General features: G+C 61.9%; 23 protein-coding genes. 3 read left to right on the top strand and 20 right to left on the bottom strand.

Annotated features, from left to right (window positions below):
- Positions 1 to 216 precede the first annotated feature (216 nt).
- Together HDE79_RS14935 and HDE79_RS14930 are read right to left on the bottom strand one after the other, a co-directional pair.
- Positions 217 to 1,662 (bottom strand): histidine kinase dimerization/phospho-acceptor domain-containing protein, encoded by a 1,446-nt coding sequence (locus HDE79_RS14935; protein ID WP_184602823.1) that lies wholly within the window; start codon positions 1,660 to 1,662, stop codon positions 217 to 219.
- An 8-nt stretch (positions 1,663 to 1,670) separates the two neighbouring features.
- Entirely contained in the window at positions 1,671 to 2,336 is a 666-nt protein-coding gene (locus HDE79_RS14930; protein WP_184602821.1) for a response regulator transcription factor, read from the bottom strand.
- 507 nt (positions 2,337 to 2,843) lie between these two features.
- Here HDE79_RS14930 and HDE79_RS14925 point away from each other — a divergent pair.
- The gene (locus tag HDE79_RS14925; RefSeq protein ID WP_221437618.1) at positions 2,844 to 3,818 is read left to right on the top strand and encodes a glycosyltransferase family 9 protein; all 975 of its coding nucleotides are present in this window, start codon (positions 2,844 to 2,846) and stop codon (positions 3,816 to 3,818) included.
- Between the two features lie 27 nt (positions 3,819 to 3,845).
- On the opposite strand, the gene HDE79_RS14920 is transcribed toward HDE79_RS14925, so the two are convergent.
- From HDE79_RS14920 to bioB, 6 genes are all read right to left on the bottom strand, one after another.
- Positions 3,846 to 5,471, bottom strand: coding sequence for a glucosyltransferase domain-containing protein (locus tag HDE79_RS14920; RefSeq protein ID WP_184602818.1), 1,626 nt, complete (start codon positions 5,469 to 5,471; stop codon positions 3,846 to 3,848).
- A 445-nt stretch (positions 5,472 to 5,916) separates the two neighbouring features.
- Positions 5,917 to 6,795, bottom strand: a complete 879-nt coding sequence (bioC, locus tag HDE79_RS14915; protein WP_184602816.1) for a malonyl-ACP O-methyltransferase BioC — start codon at positions 6,793 to 6,795, stop codon at positions 5,917 to 5,919.
- Positions 6,792 to 7,592 carry a pimeloyl-ACP methyl ester esterase BioH gene (bioH, locus tag HDE79_RS14910; protein ID WP_255488427.1) on the bottom strand — a complete coding sequence of 267 codons (801 nt, stop codon included), beginning with the start codon at positions 7,590 to 7,592 and terminating at the stop codon, positions 6,792 to 6,794. Before bioH ends, bioC begins: the two co-directional genes overlap by 4 nt.
- Positions 7,589 to 8,332, bottom strand: a complete 744-nt coding sequence (locus HDE79_RS14905; protein WP_184602814.1) for a sulfurtransferase — start codon at positions 8,330 to 8,332, stop codon at positions 7,589 to 7,591. Before HDE79_RS14905 ends, bioH begins: the two co-directional genes overlap by 4 nt.
- A 61-nt stretch (positions 8,333 to 8,393) precedes the next feature.
- Positions 8,394 to 9,587, bottom strand: a complete 1,194-nt coding sequence (gene bioF, locus HDE79_RS14900) for an 8-amino-7-oxononanoate synthase (protein WP_343205979.1) — start codon at positions 9,585 to 9,587, stop codon at positions 8,394 to 8,396.
- Entirely contained in the window at positions 9,565 to 10,614 is a 1,050-nt protein-coding gene (bioB, locus tag HDE79_RS14895; protein WP_184602812.1) for a biotin synthase BioB, read from the bottom strand. The genes bioF and bioB overlap by 23 nt, the downstream gene beginning before the upstream one ends.
- 140 nt (positions 10,615 to 10,754) lie before the next feature.
- Between bioB and HDE79_RS14890 the strand changes: the two genes are divergently transcribed.
- Positions 10,755 to 10,961 (top strand): hypothetical protein, encoded by a 207-nt coding sequence (locus HDE79_RS14890; RefSeq protein WP_184602810.1) that lies wholly within the window; start codon positions 10,755 to 10,757, stop codon positions 10,959 to 10,961.
- A gap of 23 nt (positions 10,962 to 10,984) precedes the next feature.
- Positions 10,985 to 11,707 (top strand): ComF family protein, encoded by a 723-nt coding sequence (locus HDE79_RS14885; protein ID WP_184603064.1) that lies wholly within the window; start codon positions 10,985 to 10,987, stop codon positions 11,705 to 11,707.
- Positions 11,708 to 11,731: 24 nt separating this feature from the next.
- Here the strand turns inward: HDE79_RS14885 and HDE79_RS14880 are convergent, their stop codons facing one another.
- From HDE79_RS14880 to ilvD, 12 genes are all read right to left on the bottom strand, one after another.
- Positions 11,732 to 12,988, bottom strand: coding sequence for a histidine-type phosphatase (locus HDE79_RS14880; protein ID WP_184602808.1), 1,257 nt, complete (start codon positions 12,986 to 12,988; stop codon positions 11,732 to 11,734).
- Between the two features lie 75 nt (positions 12,989 to 13,063).
- The gene (locus HDE79_RS14875; RefSeq protein ID WP_184602806.1) at positions 13,064 to 15,577 is read right to left on the bottom strand and encodes a TonB-dependent receptor; all 2,514 of its coding nucleotides are present in this window, start codon (positions 15,575 to 15,577) and stop codon (positions 13,064 to 13,066) included.
- A gap of 130 nt (positions 15,578 to 15,707) precedes the next feature.
- The gene (locus HDE79_RS14870; RefSeq protein WP_184602804.1) at positions 15,708 to 16,859 is read right to left on the bottom strand and encodes a FecR domain-containing protein; all 1,152 of its coding nucleotides are present in this window, start codon (positions 16,857 to 16,859) and stop codon (positions 15,708 to 15,710) included.
- Entirely contained in the window at positions 16,852 to 17,400 is a 549-nt protein-coding gene (locus tag HDE79_RS14865; protein ID WP_255488426.1) for a sigma-70 family RNA polymerase sigma factor, read from the bottom strand. Before HDE79_RS14865 ends, HDE79_RS14870 begins: the two co-directional genes overlap by 8 nt.
- Before the next feature lie 107 nt (positions 17,401 to 17,507).
- Positions 17,508 to 18,536 carry a 4-hydroxybenzoate octaprenyltransferase gene (ubiA, locus tag HDE79_RS14860; RefSeq protein ID WP_184602802.1) on the bottom strand — a complete coding sequence of 343 codons (1,029 nt, stop codon included), beginning with the start codon at positions 18,534 to 18,536 and terminating at the stop codon, positions 17,508 to 17,510.
- A gap of 137 nt (positions 18,537 to 18,673) precedes the next feature.
- Positions 18,674 to 18,826, bottom strand: coding sequence for a hypothetical protein (locus HDE79_RS14855; protein WP_184602800.1), 153 nt, complete (start codon positions 18,824 to 18,826; stop codon positions 18,674 to 18,676).
- Between the two features lie 102 nt (positions 18,827 to 18,928).
- Positions 18,929 to 20,533 (bottom strand): threonine ammonia-lyase, biosynthetic, encoded by a 1,605-nt coding sequence (ilvA, locus tag HDE79_RS14850; protein WP_184602798.1) that lies wholly within the window; start codon positions 20,531 to 20,533, stop codon positions 18,929 to 18,931.
- The gene (gene ilvN, locus HDE79_RS14845) at positions 20,530 to 20,811 is read right to left on the bottom strand and encodes an acetolactate synthase small subunit (RefSeq protein ID WP_184602796.1); all 282 of its coding nucleotides are present in this window, start codon (positions 20,809 to 20,811) and stop codon (positions 20,530 to 20,532) included. The genes ilvA and ilvN overlap by 4 nt, the downstream gene beginning before the upstream one ends.
- Positions 20,812 to 20,821: 10 nt before the next feature.
- On the bottom strand, positions 20,822 to 22,624 hold the full coding sequence (ilvB, locus tag HDE79_RS14840; protein ID WP_184603060.1) for a biosynthetic-type acetolactate synthase large subunit: 1,803 nt from the start codon (positions 22,622 to 22,624) through the stop codon (positions 20,822 to 20,824).
- 182 nt (positions 22,625 to 22,806) lie between these two features.
- Positions 22,807 to 23,163 carry a hypothetical protein gene (locus tag HDE79_RS14835; RefSeq protein ID WP_184602794.1) on the bottom strand — a complete coding sequence of 119 codons (357 nt, stop codon included), beginning with the start codon at positions 23,161 to 23,163 and terminating at the stop codon, positions 22,807 to 22,809.
- A gap of 96 nt (positions 23,164 to 23,259) precedes the next feature.
- Positions 23,260 to 24,282 (bottom strand): ketol-acid reductoisomerase, encoded by a 1,023-nt coding sequence (gene ilvC, locus HDE79_RS14830; RefSeq protein ID WP_184602792.1) that lies wholly within the window; start codon positions 24,280 to 24,282, stop codon positions 23,260 to 23,262.
- Entirely contained in the window at positions 24,279 to 26,015 is a 1,737-nt protein-coding gene (gene ilvD, locus HDE79_RS14825; protein ID WP_184602790.1) for a dihydroxy-acid dehydratase, read from the bottom strand. The genes ilvC and ilvD overlap by 4 nt, the downstream gene beginning before the upstream one ends.
- Positions 26,016 to 26,039 lie beyond the last annotated feature (24 nt).

Below are 26,039 nucleotides of genomic sequence, written 5' to 3'. Positions count from 1 at the left end.
TGCGTGTGCGACGCATCGATCTGCCCGCCGCTTGAAAGCCAGGTAACGGGGCGAGTCCGCTGTCTGTGTCAGCCGGAAGGTCGGTGTTGTTACATCGACAACGAACTGCCATGCCCGCAGATAACGGCATCGTTTCCGGATCGCCACCTCCCGGTGGGGGGCTCCGATGACGCGGGAAAGCAGCAAGAAAAATGAGTACGCACTGGAAACCGGTTTTCAGGACTCGATGGCGAGATTCTTCGACGATGAGCTGCCAATAGCCTCCAGGTCACTCGGCGTCGGTGCCGAGGTGCTTTTATCGGTACTCACCGCAGCATGGATTTGGCCGTTGTCGAATGTCAGATTCAAACGCATCGACTGGACACTGGCGGCTGCCGTGACCAGCGCCAGGCCGAGTCCGGTGTGCACGCCGGCATCCTGGCCTTTGCGCCAGAACCGCCGATGCATCAGCGCCACATCGTTGCGGTCCAGGTCTGGGGCGTCGTTCTTCAGCCACCAAGTGCCTGATTGGTAACCGAGTGTCAGGCGGCTGCCGGCTGGGGCATATGTCACGGCGTTGCTTACAAGGTTACTCAGCATGACTTCGAGTAGCGTGGGATCGGCTTGCCAGATCAGCGTACCCTGCGCGTAAATGCTTAAATCGAGGTGCTGTTTTTTAATGTCACCGCAATATCGGTCCAGCAGCTTGTGTGTCAACGCGTCGATATCGACCGACTCATATTGCACTTGCTCGATACCCGCTTCGATACGCGTGAGTAACAGCAGCGCGGTAACCAAACGCTCCATTTCGATGCCAATGACACCGAGATCGGCCAACATGGTTCGTGGATTGCGCTCACTGGGGTAACGCAATTCCACTTCGATCATGGTGCGCAATTCGGCCAGCGGTGTGCGCAATTCATGCGCGACGCCGCTGGCGAACTGGCGCTCGCGCATGAGGCCTTCTTCCATGCGCGAAAGCACCTCGTTGAAGCGCATGATCAATGGCCGCAACTCGGCTGCACTGTGGCTATCCAGGCGCCGCTCGGGTGACTCAGGCCCGATGAGTTGCACGGCTTCAGCGAGCCTGGACAGGGGCTGCAAGCCACGCCGGATCAGCAGCGGCGTGAGCAGTACAACGATAACGATGGCGATCAGGATGCACCAGTAATCGATGCGGTCCATGGATCTCTGAAAACCTCTTACCGCCTTGAAATCAACCGCCAGACCGAGGTTGCAGCTGGACTGAGGTGAGGCTGGCGCATTGTCGTTTCCGCTTGCACGCGAGGCAGGTAGAAAACTCATGGCTACTCCCCGCAGTTTGGTACCGAGCGTGTCCGACATGTCGGCAAAGGTTGGCTTTCCCGCCGTCGGCGTCGGCCACGTCAGTACTGCCGCTGCAGGAGATGAGAGTGTGTATTTGCCTTGGCACTGGATTTTGAAATAGACAATTTTGTCATCGGCCAGAAACTCAGGCACATGGTCGAAGCCGAGTGTTGGTTGATCGCCATTTGGCGGCATGCGGAAAATATCGGAGAGCGCCTGAGCGCGCTCAAGCAGATTGGTGTCGGCTTGCAAGGCCACTTCGTTGTCGATACGCGAATCAAGCAGCCAGGTCGCTGCACCCAACGTAAGCACGATAGTCACTACCAGAAATAGCGTGATACGCAGCCGTATCGACATGACGCGAATCATGGAATGAGATAGCCCGAGCCACGGCGTGTTTCGATCACGTCGGTGAGGCCTGCCTGAGCTAGTTTCCGGCGCAGTCCGAACACGACAACCTCGATACTTTTGTCGGAAGCATCGGACTCCGTGCCCGACAAACGATCCAGGATTTCGGTGCGTGTAAAGACCCGGCCGCGATGGCGCAGCAGTAACTCAAGCAGTGAATATTGGCGAGGCGTCAGCAGCAGTGGCACCCCGCCAACATCGATCTGACGGGCCTGTGGATTGAGGTTGAGCGTTCCGACCGAAAAGGAAAGCAGTCTCGCTTCCTGAGGGCGCCTGGCCAAGGCGTGCAGTCGCGCCACGAGTTCGTCGAACGCAAATGGTTTGACCAGGTAATCATCAGCACCCTTGTTCAGCGCACCGATCCGGTCCGATACCTGGTCGCGTGCCGAGAGCACCAGCACGCGCGGGCGCTTGCTGCGATGGCGTAGATGATGGAGCACGGCGAGGCCATCCTTCCGCGGCAAGCCGAGATCGAGAACAACCTGTTCGTAGCCGAAGCTGTCTAGGTGATGGCACGCCGCCACACCGTCGGCGGCCAGATCGACAGTGAAGCCGGCGGCAGTGAGTCCACGAGCCAGCGAGTCACGAAGACGCACCGAGTCTTCAACAATGAGCACGTTCACGATCAATCTCCAGGCAGGTTATGGCGATGCGCAGCGCGCGTCATCGGAGAAAATTACGTCTTGGCCATACCTGGCAAAAATCGAAAGAGCTAAGTGGCGTGGAGTTCCCCTGCAACTCATTGGACGGAGGCCAAAACCTGAGGCTGTCCTAGTGTGTCAAGCCAAGCTAGCAGCAATAAGAAAACAATTTTCGATAAATGTTCCTCAAGCCAAAAATATCCACACGGAAATTCCGTTAACAATTCTTAACTGTATTTACGGTTATTAATGGACGGGCATCAACAAATAAATAACAACTACTAATCATCAGCAAAGTTTTAGGCGTCACACTGAAATCCGAAAAGAAGTCATGATCAGACTTCGATATCCATCGAAATTTGCGCTAGCGCGCCAGCAGCTTCGGGGTTATGTGTGAACTTACTTTCTCCCTGTCACGGGGTTAACGCCATACCCAGGAACGAGATTTATCGCATCCTGGTCTGTCGGCCGAATCATCGGCTCGGCAATATGATTCTTGTCACGCCACTCATTGCCGAGCTCGGACGGCTCTACAAAGGTGCTGAAATCGATATCGTGGCGGAGGGCGATGTCGCCGCTGATATATTTCAAACATTCTCAAGCGTCAGAAATATTTACTGTCTTCCGCGTAGAGGTTTCAAGCACCCTTTCGTTTTTCTTTCAAAAATATTGAAAATACGAAAAACGCACTATGATTTAATAATCGATCCCTGTCTTGGGTCGGGCTTCAGCCGCGCGCTGACGAGAGTATTCAAGGGTCGACGCAAGTTGGGTTTCGACGATGCCGGCCGTCGTCGCGGAATGACACATCTGGTGCCAAGTTCCATGGCACCGCATCACATGGCGAAACGATCCGTGATGCTTGCACGGTGGTACTCATCGCCACACATGGACGACGTCGAAAATTTCCCGGTCCTCGATATCCGCTTGACGGATGTTGAGAGACAACTGGGTGAGCGGCTGATACGTGACATTGTCGTCACGTCGGAGCAGCTCAATACGGGCGGCGTGATCGGTTTATTCGCCGAGGCCACGGGGAACAAGCGCTACTGCCAGGAGTGGTGGAGCGACTTTGTTTCTGCCGTCAGGCTCGCCAGCCCCGATTGCAGCATTGTTGAAATCATCCCGGTGCATGGCCGTTCGATGCTGGATTCGAAGTGGCCCGGCTACTACTCCACCAGCATTCGACGGATGGCATCTGCGATGGCTGGCGTCGACATGATGATCAGCGCAGATTGCGGTGCCATGCATTTGGCGGTGGCATCGGGTACGCCAACCATCGGCATGTTTTCCGTCACGGACGCCAAGATTTATGGCCCGTATGGATCACACAATGCCCATCTGGTTACTCAGGGCATGACGCCGCAACAAGCGGCAAAACGAGCGGTCGATCTGTATCGTGAGTCGTTCTTTGGCAGCGAAGAATTGCAAATCACTCCTCGTCTGGAAGCGACGCTGCTTTGAAAATGCTCGGCGTAGTCGGCACGTGCATCATTGCTGCTTCGTAGCGTGAGAACGGCCAATGGCCGGACGATTGGCCGCCGCGTACGCCTGCGCAGGGGCTGAGTGGAGTGTAACCACGGCAATATTGTCGACGACTCGCAAACTGTACCCGCTGGTAGCGCGGACGACTGCAGACTGACGGGCCTTGGCCAGAAGGTCGGATTGGGCGTGCAGGTTTGCGGCATCGGTTTGCCGGCCCACGTTGGTGATGCCGTCGACGTAGTACATCAAAAATTCATTGGTATGAAATCTGTCCGCCGAGGCGATGTACGGTGAGATCAGCTTATTGATCATCGGAAACTCCTCCGCCACGTGACCGGTTATCGGCGAAAACCCGATGTTGCCATCGAGCAGGAAGCCGTGGATGCCTTTGGCGGCTTTCAGATCGGCAAGATCGTCTGCCATGCCGGCAGCGATGTGGTCCTCGTAATTCTTTTGTTCACCCAAGGCGTTGCCATAAGCGCTGGCCAGCGAGCACATGCCAACCGCCAGCATGCATCCCGCCGCAAGCGTCCAGCGTGGAGACCTATGCCACTGCGCCAGCGTTGCCTGCATGACGATCAGTGCGGCAACCAGCAGCGCACCCACACCCATCAACACGCGTGGCTCAAATTCTGGCGTGAGCAAAAGTAACATGGGACCGGCGATACAGAGCAATGCTGCCAGAGGCAATACAAGGCTGATGAGGATCAATGCCGCGTTGATCCATGCTGCATGCGAAGCGCGCCGTGTTGTTGCGTATTGGATACCGATGGCAACGGGAAACACGGCAAGCATGATCAGTAGCGGCAGAAAATAGGTCCACCATTGCTGGTCGAAGCTGTTGCCGATAAGCCGGTAGAAGCCGCCAATATTCGTGGCGATCAACGGCAGCTGGCTCAAGTTGTGGATCTTTCCGCTCTCTCGTTCGACCCAGCCATGAATGTGGATGCCTATGATCAGCTGATACAAAAGCATTGCTAAGCCGACTTGCAGCACGCGCAAGAAGAGCTGCTTCATCCAGTTGGCTATTGGCTCGTCACGCAACTGGGCCAGCACAACCTCCAGAAGCACGAAAATCAGATAGACATTGACCGCCGGCTGATAAAAATTGAGGCTGGCAAACAGTGACAGCACACCCAGCCACCAGCCGCGCCGGTGATTCGCGATGGTGAGAATCGGCAGCAAGGCCAGCAGTATCGCGATGCTCATGCTCAGCGCATCGAACTTGTACGAGAGATTTTCCAGATAGAACGGTTGTGCACCGAGCGGGAACGCGATCAGTGCGGCCATCCACGGCGAACGCAGAGCGTAGCGGCGCGCGATCAGCACACCGGTCCATGCCAGCACCGCAATGGCGCCAATCTGTGTCAGCGGCGAGATGTCGACCAGCCCGCTGTCGTAACACTGCAGCAACTTCATCAGCAGCGTGGTCAGCGGACGACCATTGGAATCCCAGCCGGTGTGACCGATGAGTGCGCGCTTCAGATCATCGTTGTAGTAGCGATTCGCCCGCAGGATCGGATACAGGATGAGAAAATACAACGCCAGAAGAATGGTGAAAACCCTGCCTTCGTCACGCCGTGAAAGGTCGCGTGCGTGGTTCGGGTGGCTGTGCGGAATAGAAAAGCTCACGTTTTAAATCTCTGGGATGCGCAGCTAATGTAATGTCAGGCCATCGATCGATCGGGCGAAAGAGCCTGCGCAACATGGCGGCACACCGGGAACGCAGACCTGCCCCTCTGGGATGACCTTGACCTCGAGACGCCTTCTGACATCTGCTTCGGTCAAGCCTGCCATCCGTATCAGGACCCGAGAAAGTGTGTGTGACCAGCGCCGAAAGTACTAAGCAGCACCCGATGATTGACGATGGCTTTCAGGCGAGTAGCCCACGCAGCAAGACTTGCGCTGATCGCTGTGTGAGCTCGACCCAGGCGTTCCCGGATGAAACTGAGCGATTCACCAACGGAATTGCTGCGCCACATGCCGCGTTCCCACGATAATGCTCTCACAAACTGATGATTTGCTTACAGCACACATCAGGTGACGCTGTTGGACCGACTCTCACTACCGCAGTTGGCTAGCGCCGGGTGCCGCGCAGACTATCCACCGAAAAGCTGGCGATTTCGCTGCCATCGGTACCGCGTCTTCCCTGACCTTGTGGCGGCCCCCAGGCATGTGCAGTGACGACCTCCCAGGTAGCGGGAATGCGGCCATCGACACGCATTGTCTCGTAGGCGGCGAGCATGCGCTGATAGCGTGCCTTGCCGGTGAGGCCGCGTTCGCGGGTCTGGTCGGCATTGGTAGCACCCAAACCCTGCAGTTCCTCCAGCAGCTTGCGTGGTGCGCTGTAGGTCAGCGTGTAATGGTGCACATCCAATACCGGGTCGCGCAGCCCGGCCGCGAGCATGGCATCACCCACGTCGTGCATGTCGAGAAAGCGACTGACGTGTGGTTGCTCGTCGGCCTGCGCCCATGACGCGCGCAGCTCCTTCAGCGTATCCGGGCCGAAGGTGGAGAACGCCAGTAGACCGCCGGGCTTCAGCACGCGCACGCATTCGCCGAACAGCGCCTTCAGGTCGTCGATCCACTGGAAGCAGAGGTTGGAGTGCAGCACGTCGACGCTGTGATCGGCCAGCGGCAGGGAAGTGGCTTCAGCGCAGACGCGCTGGAATGGCTTAAGCCAGCTGGAGTGCTGCTTGGCCGCGCGCAGCATCGGCAGCGCCAGATCGACGGCGATTACCTCGGCCTTGGCGTAGCGTTTTTTCAGCAGCGCACTGCCGCGGCCGGTGCCGGCGCCGACATCGATGATGCGGTTGGGCTCGGAAGTGTAGAAGTCCAGGCGCTCGATCAGCGCCGACTGCACTTCCTGTTGCAGGACGTCGTGCTTTTCGTAGCTGGTGGCGGCGCGGCCGAAGTTGTGGCGTACCTGCTGCTTGTCGAGATGGAAATCGCTCATGGCGCCGTATCCTGTGCAAGGCGTTCTTGTGTTTGAGCCAATATGGGCTGCAGCGCTTCCGCCAGTGCATCGACATGACCGAAGAACGGTGCGTGGCCGGCATGCTCGATTTCGGTGAAGCTGCCGCCGCATTGCCCAGCCGACCACTGCATTGCCATGGGGGGCACCAGCCGATCGCGGCGGCCGGCGATCCACGCGCTGGGCATGGCCAGGTCAAGCAGCGCGGCGCGGCAGTCGCCATCTTCCAGAATGCGGATGCCTTCCTGCAGCACGCGCAGGTCTGGTTCGCCGCGCGCGAATACCAGGGTGCGCAGGTGGCGGAGTTCGGCGCGCGGATCGGGGCTGCCCATCGCTTCCAGTGCCATGAAGCGCTCCAGTGTGGCGTGGTAGTCGGTTTCCAGATCGGTGGCGAGATGGCGCACCTGTGTTGCGTCGCTGCCATAGGGCCAGCTTTCATCACGCACGAATTTCGGCGTGGCGCAGAGCATCGCAAGACCAAGTACCTGCTGTGGGATTTCCAGCGCCGCGGTGAGCGCGATCAACCCGCCCATCGACCAGCCCAGCCACATCGCTGGCGGTGTGGCGGCAGCAATTGCGGCGGCGCTGGCGCTGGGCTCCAGCGGTAGCGGGCAATCGCGCGAATAGCCATGGCCGGGAAGATCGACCACGTGCATAGTGCAGTGATCCTTCAGCGCATCGACCAGTGGCGACATCACGCCACCATGCATGGCCCAGCCGTGCAGGACGACCAGGGGGATCGGGCCGGTGCCGACAATATCGATATGCAGGTCAGTCAAGGATCGGATCTCAGCGCGGGCGCGAGTGTGGGATCGACGGCGCCGCGCTCGTCAAACACAAAACAATCGCCATGCCAGTGGGCGCCGTCGGTTTGTTCGAGATATCTGAGGATGCCGCCGTCGAGCTGGTAGACGTGCGGCATGCCGAGGTCCTGCATGTGCAGCGCCGCTTTTTCGCAGCGAATGCCGCCCGTGCAGTACGACACAACGGTCTTGCCCGCATAGCGCTCGCGGTCGGCGGCAATCGCGCCGGGAAATCCGGTGAAGCTGGCGAGCCGGTAATCGACCGCATCGTCGAAAGCGCCAATGGCGGTTTCATATTCGTTACGGGTGTCGAGCATCAAAAGCTCGCGGCCGTCGTCATCGTGGCCTTGTGCCAGCCAGCGCTGCAGCGTGAGCGCGTCAACGGCTGGTGCGCGACCGCCTTCAGGGCGCACTGTCGGCAGCCGCATGGTGATGATTTCCTTTTTCAGCCGCACACGCATGCGGCCAAACGGTGGTGCGTCGGACAAGGATTCTTTCGGCACGATATCGGCGAAGCGATGGTCGGCGTGCAGCCATGCCACGAATTCATCGATCGCCATACGGCTACCCGCCAGAAACAGGTTGATACCTTCCGGCGCCAGCAGCACCGTGCCTTTCAGCGCCAGCGCCGTGCAGTGTTCGAGCACGCGCTCGCGCAGCATGGGCAAGTCGTCCAGGCTGATGAATTTGTAGGCGGAAATATTGACGGTCGACATGCGTGGGTATGTTGATGAAGCAGCGGACAATTATACGGGGTGAGATGGCGACGCCCGGCGGTCAGCGGCTGGCCGGTCGCAGATGCAGCGCTTCCAATGCGCTCAACAGCTTGTCGATGTGCGCTTCTTCATGCGCCGCCGACAGCGTGATACGCAGGCGAGCACTGCCTGCAGGCACGGTCGGTGGACGGATCGCCGTCACCAGCAGACCACGCCATTCCAGTGTGTTGGCAGCGTCCAGCGCCGCCTGCGCATCGCCGAGCACGATCGGCTGGATTGCCGTGGTCGATGATGAAAGCGTGAGGCCGAGCTGCGCGGCGCCATGGCGGAATCGAGCGATCAGTGCCGACAATTTTTCACGACGCCAGGTGTCGGCCTGAGCCAGCTGCACCCCGACCAGCGCTGCAGCGGCCAGTGCCGGGGGCATGGCCGTGGTGTAGATGTACGGTCGTGCGAATTGCACCAGCCCTTCGATCAGCGAATGCGAGCCAGCGATGAACGCGCCAGCGCAACCGAGTGCCTTGCCCAGTGTGGCCATCAGTACCGGTACATCGTATTGATTCAAGCCGGCGGCCTCGACGCTACCGGCGCCATGGCTGCCAAGCACGCCCAGGCCGTGCGCATCGTCGACCATCAGGGTGGCGTTTTCGTGCGCACACAGCGCTGCCAGTTTGCGCAGTGGTGCGACATCACCGTCCATGCTGAACACGCCATCGGTAGCCAACAGCACGCCGGCGTTCTCGCTGCATGTCAGCTGACGTGCAGCGGCGTCAACGTCGGCATGCGGGTAGCGCTTCAGCTCCGCGCCGGAGAGCTTGGCACCATCGAGCAGGCAGGCATGGTTGAGCTTGTCCTGCACGCAGATGTCGCCGCGCGCCAGTAGTGCCTGCAGTACGCCGAGGTTGGCCATGTAGCCGGTGGAAAACAACAGGGCGCGCTCGCGTCCGGTCCATACGGCCAGCGCTTCTTCGAGTTCAGCATGTCCTGTGCGGTGGCCACTGATCAGGTGGGCCGAGGTACTGCCGACGCCGCATTCCGATGCCGCGCTGCGCAGCGCGGATATCAGCTGCGGATGTTGCGCCAGACCCAGATAGTCGTTGCTGCAAAAGGACAGCAGACGCTTGCCGCCGATCTCCAGCCATGGGCCATCGGCATGATCGATCGTGCGAACACGACGCAGCAGGTTCTCCCGTTCGCGATTGGCCGTCTGGACGGCCAATCGCTCCTGCAGGTCAGGCCGCGACGCTGCAGCCACAGCCTTGTCCACAGCTGGCTGATGCGGTTTCGGTTTCGAGAATGTCGGCGTGCACGGTGCTGTCGGTCTCGACAATCTCCAGCGGATGCAGGTCGAGCCGGCGGAACAGTGCGCGATCCTGTTCGACATCCGGGTTGCCGGTGGTCAGCAGCTTTTCGCCGTAGAAGATCGAGTTGGCGCCGGCAAAAAAGCATAGCGCTTGCACCGCGTCGTCCATCTGCTGACGGCCAGCCGACAGCCGCACCATCGAGGCAGGCATCAGCAGGCGTGCTACGGCAATCGTGCGCACGAACTCGAACGGATCGAGCGCCTCGGTACCGGCCAACGGCGTGCCTTCCACCTGTACCAGCTGGTTGATCGGCACCGACTGCGGATGCTCGGGCAGATTCGCCAGCGTCTGCAGCAGGCCGGCGCGCTGGCCGCGCGATTCACCCATGCCAACGATGCCGCCGCAGCAGGTTTTCATGCCGGCGGCGCGCACGTGTTCGAGCGTATCGAGGCGATCCTGGTACTGGCGTGTGTGGATCACCTCGCCGTAGAACTCTGGCGCGGTGTCGAGGTTGTGGTTGTAGTAGTCCAGCCCGGCGGCCTTCAGCGATTGCGCCTGGGTGTCGCTCAGCATGCCGAGCGTGGCGCAGGTTTCCAGGCCTAGGCCTTTCACCGCACTGACGATTTCCGCGACCTTGACCACGTCGCGATCCTTCGGGCTGCGCCACGCGGCACCCATGCAGAAGCGGCTGGCGCCAGCGGCCTTGGCGGCTTTTGCGCGCTCCAGCACGGCGTCCACGCTCATCAGCTTTTGCGCCTGCACACCGGTGTCGTAACGCGCGGCCTGTGGGCAGTAGGCACAGTCTTCGGGGCAGCCGCCGGTCTTGATCGACAGCAGGGTGGAGACCTGCACCGCGTTGGGATCGTGATGTTCACGATGCACGCTATGCGCGCGGTACATCAGCTCGTTGAACGGCAGCGCGAACAGCGCACTCACTTCGTCGCGGGTCCAGTCGTGGCGGATCACAGCTTCGGCCATGGAAAACTCCCATCAGTAAGCCGGCGAGTGTGTGAGCAGTTTGGTCAGCAGTCAACCAGGTGGGTATATTTTCAGTTGACGTGACCTCGCCAGGTCGCTGCCGCTACCATCAACCACACTACCGAGTAGGGGCGATTTGCATGAGCACAGGACAAGGCAGCGGCGGCAACGTATTGGCGGCCATCTGCAGTTTTTTCATTCCCGGCCTGGGCCAGCTGGTGCAGGGGCGTTTGCTGAAGGCGCTGCTGATGTTTGTGCTGGCTGGCGTGCTGTGGATCTTCTGGATGGGCTGGATCATCCACATCTGGTCGATCATCGATGCGGCGCTGTTCAAGCCCAGGTCCTGATCTAGGCGAATGTAATCATGAATATGCGCAGGGAAGCGCTTTCCAATCTCGGCACGCGAGTGCAGCAGTGGCTGCTGCCGTTGCGTTGCTTGCTTTGCGGCGCATCAGGTGCCAATGGCATGGACCTGTGTGCGGACTGTGCGGCTGAGTTGCCACGCAATCTTTCCTGCTGCGAGCGTTGCGCCCTTCCACTGGCAGTGCCCGCGGCACTGTGCGGCGAATGCCAACGTCGACCACCACCGTGGGATGCCGCCTGGGCGCCGTTTCGTTACGCGTGGCCGCTGGACCGGCTGGAGTCACGCTACAAGTTCGGTCGTGATCTGGCTGCCGGGCGCGTGCTGAGTTCGTTATGGCAGACCGAGTCGCGCGCTGCAGTCCTGCCTGAACTTATTCTTCCCGTGCCGCTGCACCGCAGCCGCCTGCGCCAACGCGGCTACAACCAGGCGCTGGAACTTGCCAAGCCACTGGCGCGCGCTTTCGACGTTCCGTTGGAGCACGATCTCCTGCAGCGTCAGCGCGCGACCCCAGCGCAAACTGAACTCGATGCCGTTACCCGTCGCAGCAACGTGCGCGGCGCTTTCGTCCTGCGCCCGGGCATCTCGCTGCCGGTTCACGTGGCGATCCTCGACGACGTGATGACTACCGGTGCCACGCTCGCCGAATGCACCCGCGTGCTGAAGCGTGCCGGCGTGCAGCGGGTGGACGTATGGGCACTGGCGCGAGCGCCTTCGCCGGGAAGGCGATAGCACCGCAATGAAAGTGTGATCGGTTTATTGCACCGCCGGCTCGTTACCCGTACCGGAAACGATGGCGTTGGCTTGCACGGTCTTTGCCACCAGCGCCTGAAAGGCTGCCAGCGGGCAGGTGTTCGCACCCTGGCAGCCAGGCAGGTGCAGTGATGCAACGTGCATGGCACCGATGGTGCTGACATCGCCGGCGCGTAGCGCGGCTAGTGTGGGCAGGGCGATCTGCAGGCGCACAGCGTAACGGCCGTGTGATTCGATCAGCTGGTAGATCAATGCGCCACCGGGCGGATAGTCATCGGGTTGCTCGGTGTTGTGCCAGTTCAGCCCGAGCAGACCAGCCTGACTGGCGAGGTCGGTGTCGTGACCGAGCAGGATGACGGCCTTGTCGCTGGCCGGTGCCAGCGGCGGCAGCTTCGTGGACTGTCCGGCGGCGGCGGTCAGGGTGGCGGCGATATGGGCCAGCATGTTGCCGCCACGGGCGTTGGCGGCGGCGGATGTCTTTTTGGCCAGCGCGAACTGCAGATTGTGGAGCGTGATGACATGGCCGACGCCGGCCGCATCGAGCCTGCCCCAGCCGACCTGTGCCAGTGGCAGGCCCTGGGCATATTCCAGCATCAGGTTTTCCGACAGCGTGCCGGCACTTTTCAGCGCCTTGGCTGGCGCCATCCCGAGCAGCACTTTCTTGCCGTTGGCCTGCGCGTTTGCCAGACACTCGGCGTCATGACAGTTGAGCAGCACCTGCTGCAGATCGGTCAGTGCAGGCATCGGAGACGGATGGGTGATGGGCGCGTCGGCATCCTCGTCACCGCTGCCGCGAAACAGTGGGTCCGGCTGATTGGGCGCAAAGGCGAAAAAGCTGCGAGGGCATGACGGCGACAGACCAGACTGGAGTGCGGCGGCACTGTCGCGGTTGCGCGGCGTACTGTCGGCGATCAGTTTGATATTGGCTGCTGAGCTGCATGCGCTAGGCGCGATACCGGATGACACCAGCGACTGGAGGTACCACGCGCCGAGCGAACGCATCAGCTCGGCACCATGCGGTGTGAGTTGTCCGGGATCGACCGGCCACGCTGGCCACAGTTCGGATGCATAGACGGCCAAAGCATCCGGCGCCGCGGTGGGCGAGCGGATGCCGTGACGGATCAGCACGATCTGCTGTACAACCCGCTCGTCCTGCGCAGCGTGCGCTGCATTGGCGCCTATGGCCGACGAAGACAGTACGGCGACCAACGCCAGCGCCACGCAGTACAGACGAGTTGAACGGATATGGCGATGAGGCACGATGATTCCTTGGAAAGCTGCGGTGATCAGGGTGGCGCTGCGAGCAGCATGCGAAAAGTCGAATGACGTCGCACCTTAAAGTTTCATCGATACGTCGAGAAACACGCCGCGTCCCGGCAGGCCGAAATACAACGCATCTCCACTGACCGACTGCGTGCCCGCATAGCCGGTCAGCTTGTGCACGTTGAACAGGTTATTGACGTCCACGCTGATTGAATAGCCCTTGTTCGAAACGCCGCCGTGCGTGGAGCGGAAGCCCAGCGCCGCGTCCACCGCGACATAGCCGCCGAGCCGCGCGCTGTTGGCGAAGACGGTGTTGCCGCTGTCGTCGGTGGTGTTGTCCACCCCGTATTGCTTGCCGATGTACTTGCCCATCAACGAACCGTAGTAGCCGCGCTCGCTGCTGTAGAGCAAGCCAAGCGCCGCGGTGACCTTGGGTGTGGCGGCCACCTGCACGCTGCTGTGCTTGTAGGTGGCTTCGTTGTAGCTGGCGTTGCCGTAGAGGCTCCACTGATGCGTCAACGCATAGGTGCCTTCCACCTCGGCCCCCTGGTAAATCGCGCCACCGCCATTGATGTAGGTCAGCTCGTTACCTTCCGCCGTGGCCACCTCGGTTTCGGTGAGGTAGTTGGTGAAGTCGATGTAGTAAACGTCCGCACCGAAAGTAAGGTTGCGCGAGGCGAAGCTGGTGCCGAGCTGGTAGTTGGTGGTCTGCTCCGGCTTGAGGCCGCGGGAGGCGTTGGTCTCGATCACGTCGATCGGCGGAGCCAGAAAGCCTTTTGCTGCCTGCGCGTAAGCCGCCCATTGATCGCTCAGCTGATCATGCACGCTCAGCGATGGCAGAGTGGAATGGTAAGTTGCCTCGGCACTCAATGGCACCGGCGATGTCTTGTTCAGCTGTGCATCGATCGATCGCGTCACTTCCGAATAGCGTATGCCAGGGCTTACGGTGATCTGGTCGCTGACTTTCCAGTCGTACTGCAGATAGGGCTGCACGGTGTCGGTGCGGTCACTGAACAGGTAATTGTCGAGAAAGCCGTACTTGGTGCCGGTCTGCTGGTCGGTGGTGAGGTCGAGCGGATACTGGTAGCGCGCGTCGATGTTGCGTTCCAGCCACGCACCTGTCTGTAGTGTGCCGGGCCCGAGATCGCGGCTCAGCCGCAGTACGTCACCGAACGCGTGAAAGCCGGAATCGGCCAGTTTGCCGGGCACGTCATCGGCGGCCTTGGCGACCTTTTTGCCGGCTGCGTTGTAGAACGTCACGCCGTTGTCGGCCGGATCGTTGTCACTGGCATCGGTGGTCTTGCGTGCCCAGTGGTCGAAGCTGTTGTAGTAGACCTTGTTGTCGATATCCCAGTTGCCGATGCGGCTGGTAAGACCGAGGTAGTTGAAGCTGGAGTAGTACGCCGCGTTGTTATAGCCGCTGTAGCTCTGCAGCGCGGGATTGTCGGACAGCCCATAGCGCCAGCCGAACTGCGCGATTTCGCTTTTCGTCGCGCCCTGCACGGTGTTCTGGTGTTCTTCGTTGTAGCTGGTGACAAAGGTCAGTGTGGTGTCGGCGTCGAGATCGGTGATCGTCTTCAGGAAGATGTGGTTGCGCTGATCGTCGGTGCCCTTGAGATAGGTGTCGCTGGCTTCCTTGGAGACATCGGCGAATACCTGGGTATGCGCACCGAGCTGGCCGTCCGCGCTGACGCCGCCGGCACGCGTGCCCCAGCTACCCAGCGTGAGGTAGGCGGTGACACCCGGCACACTGCTGGGGTCGCGCGAGCGCAAACCCACTGTGCCGCCGAAAGTGGCGTTGCCGATGGTGCTGCCGCCGCCCGGACCGCGGTCGATCTCGGCTTGCCCCAGCACGTGGTTGTTGAAGTACGCCGAAGTGGTGTGATGCAGGTCGCTGGCATCGCCGAACGGAATGCCGTCGAAGGTGATGTTGAACTGGCCATCCTGAAAGCCACGGATACTGATGCCCTCGTTCTTGCCCAGGCCCGGACCTTCCGGCGAAGTCACTGTCACGCTGGGCGCGTATTTGATGATGTCGTCGAAGTTGGCGTTGAAGCGCAGCCCATCGCGGATGAAACGCTCATCGATCACCGAGGTTGGCTGGATCGCGTCCAACGGTGCTGCACTGGGTGCCAGAGTGTCCACCACATTGGCGCTGACACTGACCGGGGCCAGGTCGTGCGGCACACTGGCCGCTGCTGCAATCGGCGGGATGCCGCGCGAAGCCGGTGTGTCCTTGGCGGGGGCGTTTCCCGCATGTTGGTCCGGCACGATCGTCACCGTGGTGGGTGTGACAAAACGGTAGTTCAGTCCGGTGCCGCGCAGCAACTGCTGCAGCTGCTGCGTCGGGCTCAGGCCGGCGGCCGCGCCTGGGCTGCGCACGGTGTTCGCGATGTCGGACTGATAGACCACCTGCAGACCGCTGCGTTGGGCCAGTACATCGAGCGCCTCGGTCAGTGGCATCGCGCCGATCGCCTGATCCTGTCGGGAATCTTGCGGCGACGCTGGCGCAGTCTGCGCTGCGGCAAGCAGCGGCAGGGCGCCGCCGAGCAGCAGCGCAATGTGGATGGCGAGTTGTTTACGCATGGCGATGACCTGTGATGGTTGGATTCATGGCTGGCGACAGACCCATGCGGTACGCACGGTTTGCCGCCACATGACCATCTACGAGTGCCCGGCGAGCAAACCGGGTACCGGTCATTTGATGAATTTTTTCTTACAGCCGATGGTGCGCGGGCTTCAATCCAGCCGTCGCGGCGATTACTTGCACGCGGTCATTGCCGCGCTGTATTTGCACGCCGGGCAAACTGCCCAGATACGCCACGAACGCATCGACGTCGTGCGCGTGGAACAGGCCGTTGATCCGCTTGGCGGCGATCTGTGGATCGTCGATTACCAGTGGTGTGGTGGTGTACGCGTTGAAGCGACGCGCGACCTCGCCCACCGTGGTGTTGTGAAACTGGATAATCGAAGGAAGCCAGGCAGTGGCCTGGGCGATATCCGCATGCTTGCTTGATGCGGTCACTGCACCGTCCGCGCCGATTATCACCTGCTCGTCGGCGCCAAGATCGGCTACCACGTTGTCGGGCGTGGATGGACGGCCCAGCCGGCGCGTCAGTGCATCCAGCCACGGATGCGTCGGCGACAGCACATTGACCCGGCCGCTGACCACGGTCACCTCGTCGCCGGCATTGTCGCGTCGTACCGCGAATACCGTGCCGATATCGCGCAACATGCTTGCGCCCATCTGCACCTGCAGCGGCCGGCCCGGATCCTTGCCGACATCGAACAGGGCGCTGCCGTGCAGTAGCTCGATGCGGCGGAATTGTGCATCGAAGTTCACTGCAATCGCGCTGTCGCGATCCAGCTGGACCAGGCTACCGTCGGGCAAGTTGAGGCTGCGCCCCTGGGTGATGGTCGAGGCATAGACGTCAGAGTGCGGATAGTCCGGCGTGAACAACAGCGCGCCAGCCGCAAAAAGCCCGATTACGGCGATGCTGGCCGCCGCCAGCCAGAGCCGCGATCGACCGCGTCGAGGTGCCTCGTTGCGCTGCCTTCGCGCAGTGGGAACGAACAGTGCCTCGCGCTCGCCATGCAGCGCCACGACGGCGGGCTCGCTCGCCGCCAGGGTGCGCAGCTGTTCGGCACTCATCGTCTCCATTGCGGCCGCGGCCTTGAGATCACCGTGCAGCCGGGCGATGGCGAGGTACTCGCCCACATGCACCGGCGACTGCTTTAGCCAGATCAGAAACGCTTCCTGGTCAGTCGCCGACAATCCTTCGCGCTGGTCGAGATACCAGCTGGCTGCCTGCTCGGTCGCGCGTCGCGCGTCGGCGTTGGAAAAATCCCGGTTCGGTCGATCAGTCATAGCGACCCATTCCCTGGCGGCAGACGGTGAGTGCCTTGACGATGTACTTCTTCACCATGCTGGCGGAAATCAGCAATTGCTCGCCGATCTCGCGATAGCTCAGCTCGTCGCGGTAATGCATCACCAGCACCGCGCGGCACTTGGGCGACAGTCTGCCAATCAGCTGGCCCAGCCGCTGGCGGCGCACCTCGCGATCAACCCCGGCCGCCGCATCGCATGGCGTGGTGAGCCGCTCGATGATTTCCTCCAGACCGTCACTTCCGACAGGTGCATTGCGCCGCATCACGGCGTGCTTCTTCATCAGGTTGGCGGCGATGGTGTAGAGGTAGGCTTCCGGATTACGGATGCCATCCGCACCGTGCTGATCGGCGGCAAGCAGCCGCAGATAGGTTTCCTGCACCAGATCCTGCGCGTCCCAGGCATGCGCGGTCCGCTTCAGGAAATAGCTGTTGAGCGGAGCACGCTGCTCGGAAAACAGGCGCAGCAGCCCGTGGGCATGGTCGGGTTTCACTGGCATGTCCACATGGGCGGCGTGCAGCAACGGAAAGTTCTTGAGTCCGTGCCCGACTGTAGTCAGCCTTTATGACAGTCCTATGAAATGCCGGCCAAGCTGGGCGTCGCGATGCCAGCATTCGCCATAAAACCTGGTTAGCGAACTGCCAGTGCCAGCACGATGCCTATCCAGAGCGTCAGGCCGAGCCAGTTGTTGTGGCGGAAGGCGGTGAGGCAGGCGTCCTTGGCGCGATGGCGGATCAGCCATAGCTGATAGCCGAACAGGGCGGCGGCTATCAGCAACCCGATCCAGTATGGCCAGCCCAGCGTGGCACGTTGGCCAACGAACAGCATGGTCAGCAGAAAGGTGCCCATCAGCACGCCGAGGATCGGCAGATCGGCATCACCGAACAGGATCGCGGTGGACTTGGCGCCGGCCTTGATGTCGTCCTCACGATCGACCATCGCGTACTCGGTGTCGTAGATCACCGACCACAGGATATTGCCGATAAACAACAGCCACGCCACCGGCGGCACGTTGCCCCCAACGGCTGCGAAGGCCATCGGGATCGACCAACCAAATGCCGCACCCAGCACCACCTGCGGCATGTGCGTGTAGCGCTTGCTGAACGGGTACGCCGCTGCCAGCGCTGCGCCAATGAACGACAGTTTGATGGTCAGTGCGTTGGTGAACAGCACCAGCAAGAAGGCGAATACGAGCAGCACGGCGAAGACGATCAGCGCCTCACGTGGCGTCACCCGTCCGCTGGCGATGGGCCGGCCGGCAGTGCGTGCAACCTGCGGATCGAGCTTGCGATCGGCGTAGTCATTGATCGCGCAGCCGGCCGCACGCATCGCGAACACGCCGAGAGTGAAAATAATCAGCGGCTTCCACGGCGGAAAATCACCGGCAGCCAGCCACAGCGCCCACCATGTCGGCCACAACAGAAGCAGGGCGCCGATCGGGCGATCCATGCGAGTCAACACGAGATAGTCGAGCGCCTTTTCCCGATAGCGTGGCGGCAGGTTTTGCAGCAGCCAGTCAAGGACTCGGGTTGCGCGGGTGGAACTGTCGGCGGGCCGTCGCGGTTTTTGCTCGGCTACCCTCGGTGCACCGGCACGCGAGCGCCCCGAGGGTGAAGGTGCTGTCTTGCGCGGCTGGCGCTTGCGAGGTGGTGGCGACATGCCACCAGTCTAACGCGAGCCTTCGACCTGTCGATTACATCAAGCCGTTGGCCGCGTCACGTTCCGGTGGATCGGCGTGGCTGATCGCGTTGGCTGTGACCGAGGCCTAAACATCAAGCTTGTAAAACGATCAGGCCTCAGAGCAGGTCGTCATCGCGATCGGGTTGCAGCGGCTCGGGGTCTGCATCGCGCTCAGGATGGGCGTGCCCCGGGTTCTCAATCTCGCGTTCGGGCACGCCTTTGCCGGGTTCAGCAAACGGCGGTTGCGGGTTCATGGGGTTGGTTGGCATTGGAATGCTCCACGTTTGCGGGTGAGCATCGAGAGTGGCGGCGCAGACGTTAACGGCATGCGATAGCCAAGTGAGGGCGGTGATGACCGCTACAGAGGCGAACTATGCATCCACCGAAGCGGCGTCGCTATCGCACAGCAGCAATCGGTAGGCCGGATTATCGCTTTCATTGGAATGTGGATAACCCAGCGTGCCGAGAAACTGCTGGAATATCGCCCGCTCGTGCGGTGGCACCTGGATGCCGACCAGGATGCGGCCGTAGTCGGCACCGTGATTGCGGTAGTGGAACAGGCTGATGTTCCAGTCCGGGTGCATGTGTTCGAGAAAGCGCAGCAGCGCGCCGGGCCGCTCGGGAAATTCGAAGCGATACAACTGTTCGTCGTGCGCCAGCGTTGATCGTCCGCCGATCATGTGGCGCAGGTGCAGTTTGGCCAGTTCGTCGTCAGTGAGGTCGAGCACGCCGAAGCCTTGTTCCTTGAATGCAGCCAGCAGTGCGTCGCGGTCGGCGCGTAGCGTGATCTGCACGCCCACGAAAATATGCGCGGACGATGCATCGCCGATGCGGTAGTTGAACTCGGTGATGCTGTGCTGGCCCAGCGCGGCGCAGAAGCGTTTGAAGCTGCCGCGTTCTTCGGGCACGGTGACCGCAAATACCGCTTCGCGCTGCTCGCCGATGCTGGCGCGCTCGGCGACGAAACGGAGGCGATCAAAATTCATGTTGGCGCCGGACACCACCGCCACCAGCGCGCCCTCGCAGGGACCGTGCGCGGCGACATACTGCTTGAGCCCGGCCAGGGCCAGCGCGCCAGAGGGCTCCGCCACGCTGCGGGTGTCCTGATAAATGTCGCGGATCGCCGCGCAGATCGCGTCGGTGTCCACACGCAATATGGTGTCGACATGGCGGCGACACAGTTCGAAGGTGTGCACGCCAACCTGTTTTACGGTGGTGCCGTCGGCGAACGGACCCACTTCGTCGAGCGCGACACGTTCGCCGGCTTCCAGCGACTGAGCCATCGCATCGGAGTCCGCCGCCTGCACACCGATCACCTTGACGTCGGGCCGCAGCGCCTTGATGCAGGTTGCGATGCCGGCCAGCAAGCCACCGCCACCCACCGGCACGAAGACGGCATGCAGCGCATCCGGATGCTGACGAAGGATTTCCAGGCCGACGGTGGCCTGTCCTGCGATCACATCGATATCGTCGAAGGGATGCACAAACACGCTGCCGTGCGTGTGTTGAAGCCGTGCCGCTTCGACCTGCGCATCGCTGTAGGAATCGCCAGTCAGCACGACCTGCACAAAGTCACCGCCGAAGCGGTACACGGCATCGATCTTCACCTGCGGCGCGGTTACCGGCATCACGATGGTGGTCTGGATACCGAGCTTCGCCGCGGCCAGCGCCACGCCCTGCGCGTGGTTGCCGGCAGACGCCGCGATAATGCCGCGCGCGCGCTGTGCGGCATCGAGTTTCACCATGCGGTTGTAGGCACCGCGCAGCTTGAACGAGAACACCGATTGCTGATCTTCGCGCTTCAGCCAGATATCGCTGCCGAGCTTCGACGACAGCAGCGGCGCGAATTCCAGCGGCGACTCGCGTGCTACGTCATAGACGCGCGAAGACTGCGCGCGGGTCAGGATCTCGGCATCGTTTGGCGTGCCTGCGCTTTCCGCAAGCAGCGACTGCTTCTCATCGACGACGGCATTCACGGCGGTGCAGTCATCGCCACGAGTCGGCCCGATTCACTGCCGCTCAGGGACAGCGTGGAGACATCGAGCACGTCGATCAGCTTGCGCGTCTGCCGCACGATCTGTTCCAGCGTGGCTTCGTCGCCATGCAACACCAGCGTGAGTTGCGAGATCGCCGGGTCATGCGTGGCGGCCACGGTCAGCGTGTCGATATTGCAGTGGCGCGCGGCGAACATGCCGGCCACGCGCAGCAGCGCGCCGGATTCGTTCTGCAGAAGAATGGAGAGTGTGTGGCGCATAAGTCGGTACTCAGAACATGTCGACGAGGGGAGTGGAGGTCACCGGTGGCGCAGCGCTGGCATCGCGCGCGGCGATGTGATCGCCGGTGATCATCTGCGCGTAGGTGGCACCGGGGCCGACCATCGGATAGACGCCGGCATCGGGGTCGATCATCACTTCGAGAAAAGCCGGTCCATCGAAGCGGAGAAAATCGGCAATAGTCGCCGCCATGGCTTCCTTGCGGTCCAGCCGCTGGGCGAATTTGAAACCATCGGCCTGCGCCGCCTTGACGAAATCCTTGCTGTGCAGGCTCTTGTCCGACGCGGCGAAGCGACCCTTGAAGTACAGCTTCTGCCACTGCCGGACCATGCCGTCGCCGAGGTTGTTGAACACCACCACTTTCACCGGCAGGTTGTAGGTGGTGCAGGCTTCCATCTCGCCGATGTTCATGCGGATGCTGGCATCGCCGTCGATGTCGATCACCAGCGCGTCGGGCCGGGCGAACTGCGCGCCGATCGCCGCCGGCAGGCCGAAGCCCATCGTGCCCATCGAGCCGGAGGTGAGCCACTGCCGCGGCTCGCGGAACGCCGAGTATTGCGCCGCCCACATCTGGTGCTGGCCCACGCCGGTGCTGATGATCGCGCGGCCCTGGGTGTGCTTGTTGATTTCCTCGATCACCGCATAGGGCTGGATCAATTCGCTGTCACGGTCGTAGTTCATCGCATGCACATGTTTCAGTTCGGCGATGTGCGTATGCCATGCGTCGAGCTTCGGTCGCTTGCCGTGCGCGATGCCGTACTCGGTCAGTCGCTCCAGCGTACGCACCATCGGACCGCAGTGATGCCACTGGATGGCCTTGACCTTGCCGAATTCGGCCGGGTCGATATCGATCTGCGCAATGAACTTGGCTCGCGGCGCAAACTTGTCCGGCACGCCGGCCACGCGGTCATCAAAGCGCGCACCGAGCGCAAGAATGAAATCGCAATCCTCTACCGCGTAATTGGCGTACGCCGTGCCATGCATGCCGAGCATGTGCAGCGCCAGTGGATCGCTGGTGTCGAGCGCACCCAGGCCCATCAGTGTGGTGGTGACGGGCAGCCGGAACGCATCGACAAAGGTACGCAAGGCATGCGACGCCTCGGCCGCGATCACACCGCCGCCGGCGTAGATCAGCGGACGCTGCGCGGCATCCAGTGCAGCGAAGAACGCGGCGCATTCGGCGTCATCCAGTCGTGCTTCATTCACCGCGCGCAGGCGCGCGCGATAGCCGGGAATGGGCAGGCGTGACTGGCCGTCGAACCGCAGCGCGGTGTTCTGTACGTTCTTGGGAATATCCACCACCACCGGACCGGGGCGGCCAGTGCGTGCAATCTCGAACGCCGTGCGCAGCGTGGCTTCCAGCATCTCGGCGTCGGTGACCAGGAACACATGCTTGGCGCAGGCGCCCATGATGTTGCTGACCGGTGCCTCCTGGAATGCATCGCTGCCCAGCGAGGTGGTCGCGACCTGGCCGCAGATCACCACCATCGGTGTGGAGTCGGCCATGGCGTCGCGCACCGGCGTGACCATGTTGGTGGCGCCAGGGCCCGATGTGACCACCGCCACGCCAACCTTGCCTGACGCGCGCGCATAACCCGATGCCATGAAGCCGGCGCCCTGCTCATTGGCCGGCACGATCAGCGGCATCGGTTCAGTGCCGTCGGAGCGCGCGTGTTCGGCGTTGTAGCGAAACAGCGCGTCGTACACCGGCAGGATCGCGCCACCGGAATAACCGAACATTACGCTGACGCACTCGTCGGCAAGCACCTGTACCACCACTTCGGCGCCGCTCATCGGTGTACCGGTGAGTGGATGCCGCGCATCGTTGATGCCAATGGACGGTGTTGTCTTGTGTGCTTTCAGCAGTTGCGTAGTCACGATGGATGTCCTGGGTTTGCCGCGAGTCGGCTGCTTACGGAATGTCTGGTGATGGCTGGCGCGCCCGCAGGTGGCGCCACGCTTTTATGTTTGGACGTCTAATTGCGGATTAGTTCGACCGCATCCATGTTGATGCCCACCATGGCGTAGGTAGGCTCGCCGTAGATCGATTCGATCAGCGCCTCCTGATCGGTGGCGGAAAAATTCTCCCATTCGATGCCGTTGGCATCCTTGGAGATAGTGAAGCCCTTGGCCTCGTCGTCCTCGAAGCCGATATGGCGAACCTGACCGGCCTGCTCGGGGAGTTCGTTGATCGAGAAGTTCAGTTGCCGGGTGCGCCACAACGCGTACTTGTCCTGAACCACGAGCTGCGGCGACTGGCCAAGGCGCGCGCTGTAGTCGGCGATGGAGTCATCCAGGTTGCGCACAGCCAGAGCGATATGAAAATGTTTCATGAGCATTCTCAGATGAAGTTAACTTGATGAGATGGATCGGTTAGGGTCAATGGCCGCCACGCGGATGGAATCGCGTGGCGGCCATTGGTTCAGGGCTCAGCCTACTTTCTTCAGCGGTTCGGCTGCCGGCGTTGCAGCGGCTTTGCCGGCCTGCAGCCATGGCATGCGCGCGCGCAGCTCCTTGCCGACCTTCTCGATCGGATGATCGAGATCGGCCTGCTTGAACTTCTTGTAGTTCGGCAGGCCGGCCTTGTATTCCGCCGTCCAGTTCTTCGCGAAGGTGCCATCCTGGATATCGGTGAGAACGGCCTTCATGCGCTTCTTGGTCTCGGCATCGACGATGCGCGGACCGCTGACGTAATCGCCGTACTGCGCGGTCTCGGAGACGAACTCCAGCATGCGGGTGATGCCGCCTTCGTAGAACAGGTCGACGATCAGCTTCAGCTCGTGCATCACTTCGTAGTAGGCGATCTCGGGCTGGTAGCCGGCTTCGACCAGCGTCTCGAAGCCCGCAATCACCAGCTCGCTGGCGCCGCCGCACAGCACGGCCTGCTCGCCGAACAGATCGGTCTCGGTTTCTTCCTTGAAGTCGGTCTGGATCAGCATCGCGCGACCGCCACCGATACCGTCGGCATAGGCCTTGGTGGTTGCTTCGGCGTGACCGCTGACATCCTGGTGCACGGCCCAGATGCAGGGCACGCCGCGGCCGCGTTCGTATTCGCTGCGCACCAGTGCACCCGGGCCCTTCGGCGCGACCAGGATCACGTCGATGTCGTCGCGCGGGCTGATCTGCTTGAAGTGGATGTTGAAGCCGTGGGCGAACAGCAGCGCAGCACCGGGCTTGATGTTCGGCTCGATCACGTCCTTGTACAGAGTTGGCTGCACCATGTCCGGCGTCAGCACGGCGACCAGATCGGCACCGATCACGGCATGCGCCGGTTCGACCACGGCGAAGCCGTCGGCCTCGGCCTTTTTCCAGGTCGGGCCGCCCGGACGCAGGCCGATCACCACGTCGAGGCCGGAATCCTTCAGGTTCAGGGCGTGGGCGCGGCCTTGGCTGCCGTAGCCGAGAACGGCGATGCGCGCCTTGGCGAGAGTGTCGTTGGTGGTGTGGCTCATGCGGTGGCTCCTGGGTTCGATTGGGTTTGAGTCGCTTGGGTGGAAGAGTTTTTGGACGTCTGGATGGCTGGACGACCTGATGCATTGATTGGCTGAGTGGTGGCACCGTCGGAAGCGGAGCCGACCAGCAGCGCGTATTTGGCTAGCGCGCCGTGGGTCACTTTGGGTGCCGGTGGATGCCAGTCGGCACGGCGGCTGGTCAGGTCGACACTGGTGCGCAGCTCGCGCTTTTCCGCATCGATGATCACGCTGTCGCCTTCGCGCAGCAGGGCGATCGGACCGCCGCGCGCGGCTTCTGGTGCGATGTGGCCGACCATGAATCCGTGGGTAGCGCCGGAAAAGCGACCGTCGGTGATCAGCGCCACGTCGTTGCCCAGGCCGCGACCGATCAGCGCCGCAGTGACGCCGAGCATTTCGCGCATGCCGGGGCCACCCGCCGGGCCTTCGTTACGGATCACGATGACGTCGCCGGCGTGGATGTGGTCACCCTGCACGGCGGCGAAGGCTTGCTCCTCGCTCTCGAACACGCGGGCTTTGCCTTCGAACTGGCCACTTTCCTTGCCGGCCAGCTTGAGGATGCAGCCGTCCGGCGCGAGGTTGCCGTAGAGGATGGAATAGCCGCCGCGGGGCTTGAGCGGGCTGCTGACCGGATGCACCACATCCTGCTTGTCGGCACGCGGCGCGGCGGCAGCTTCCTCGAACAGGCTGCGGCCGGTAATGGTGGGTGCGTCATCCAGCATGTCGACGGCAATCAGCTCCTGCGCTACGCGGCCGCTACCGCCCGCACCGAACAACTCGACCGCGGTATAGCGGCCGGCCGGCAGCAGGTCGGCAATCACCGGGGTATGCACCGAGGCCGGCTCGAAATCTTCCAGGTTCCATTCGATATCGGCTTCGCGGGCGATCGCCAGCAGATGCAGTACGGCATTGGTGGAGCCCGCGGTCGCGGCGACCATGCGCGCAGCATTGCGGAACGAGGTGCGGCTGAGCAGGTCGAGCGGTTTGCGGTCCTGTTTGAAGCATTCCATCACCAGTTCGCCGCAGCGAAACGCGGCCTGACCCTTGGCCGGATGCGTGGCGGGGATGTCGTTGAAGCCCATCGGCGACAGCCCCAGCGTGGTCAGCACCATCGCCATCGTGTTGGCAGTGAACTGGCCGCCGCAGGCGCCCGCGCCGGGGCAAGCATCTTTTTCCACTGAGGTCAGTTCGGCGTCGCTGATCTTGCCCGCGCCGTGCGCGCCGACGGCCTCGAACACCTGCTGGATGGTGATCGGGTGATTGTCATGCGTGCCGTGGGCGATGCTGCCGCCATAGAGCGCGACGGCGGGAATGTTGAGTCGTGCCATTGCCATTGCGGCGGCCGGAATGGTCTTGTCGCAGCCGCACAGCACCACCATCGCATCGAGGCAGTGGCCGTCGACAGCCAGCTCGATCGAGTCGGTGATCACTTCACGGCTGATCAGCGAGGCACGCATGCCCGGGGTGCCCATGGCGATGCCGTCGGTCACGGCGATGGTGTTGAACTCGATCGGCGTGCCGCCGGCGGCGCGGACGCCAGCGGCGGCGTGCTCGGCCAGTTCGCGCAGGTTGAGGTTGCACGGACTCACGTTGGACCATGTGTGCACGATGGCGACCAGCGGTTTGGCGATGGCTTCATCGTCCAGCCCGGTGGCACGCAGCATCGCGCGGGCAGGGGCCCGATCGGGGCCGGTCTTGATCTGATCACTACGCATGGGGGATTCCAGTAGTTTTGAATG

It is taken from the genome of Rhodanobacter sp. MP1X3, assembly GCF_014207165.1.
In the GTDB taxonomy this organism is placed as follows: Bacteria; Pseudomonadota; Gammaproteobacteria; order Xanthomonadales; family Rhodanobacteraceae; genus Rhodanobacter.
The sequence above is the reverse complement of the archived record's forward strand: the minus strand, read 5'-3'. Positions and strand labels throughout refer to the sequence as shown.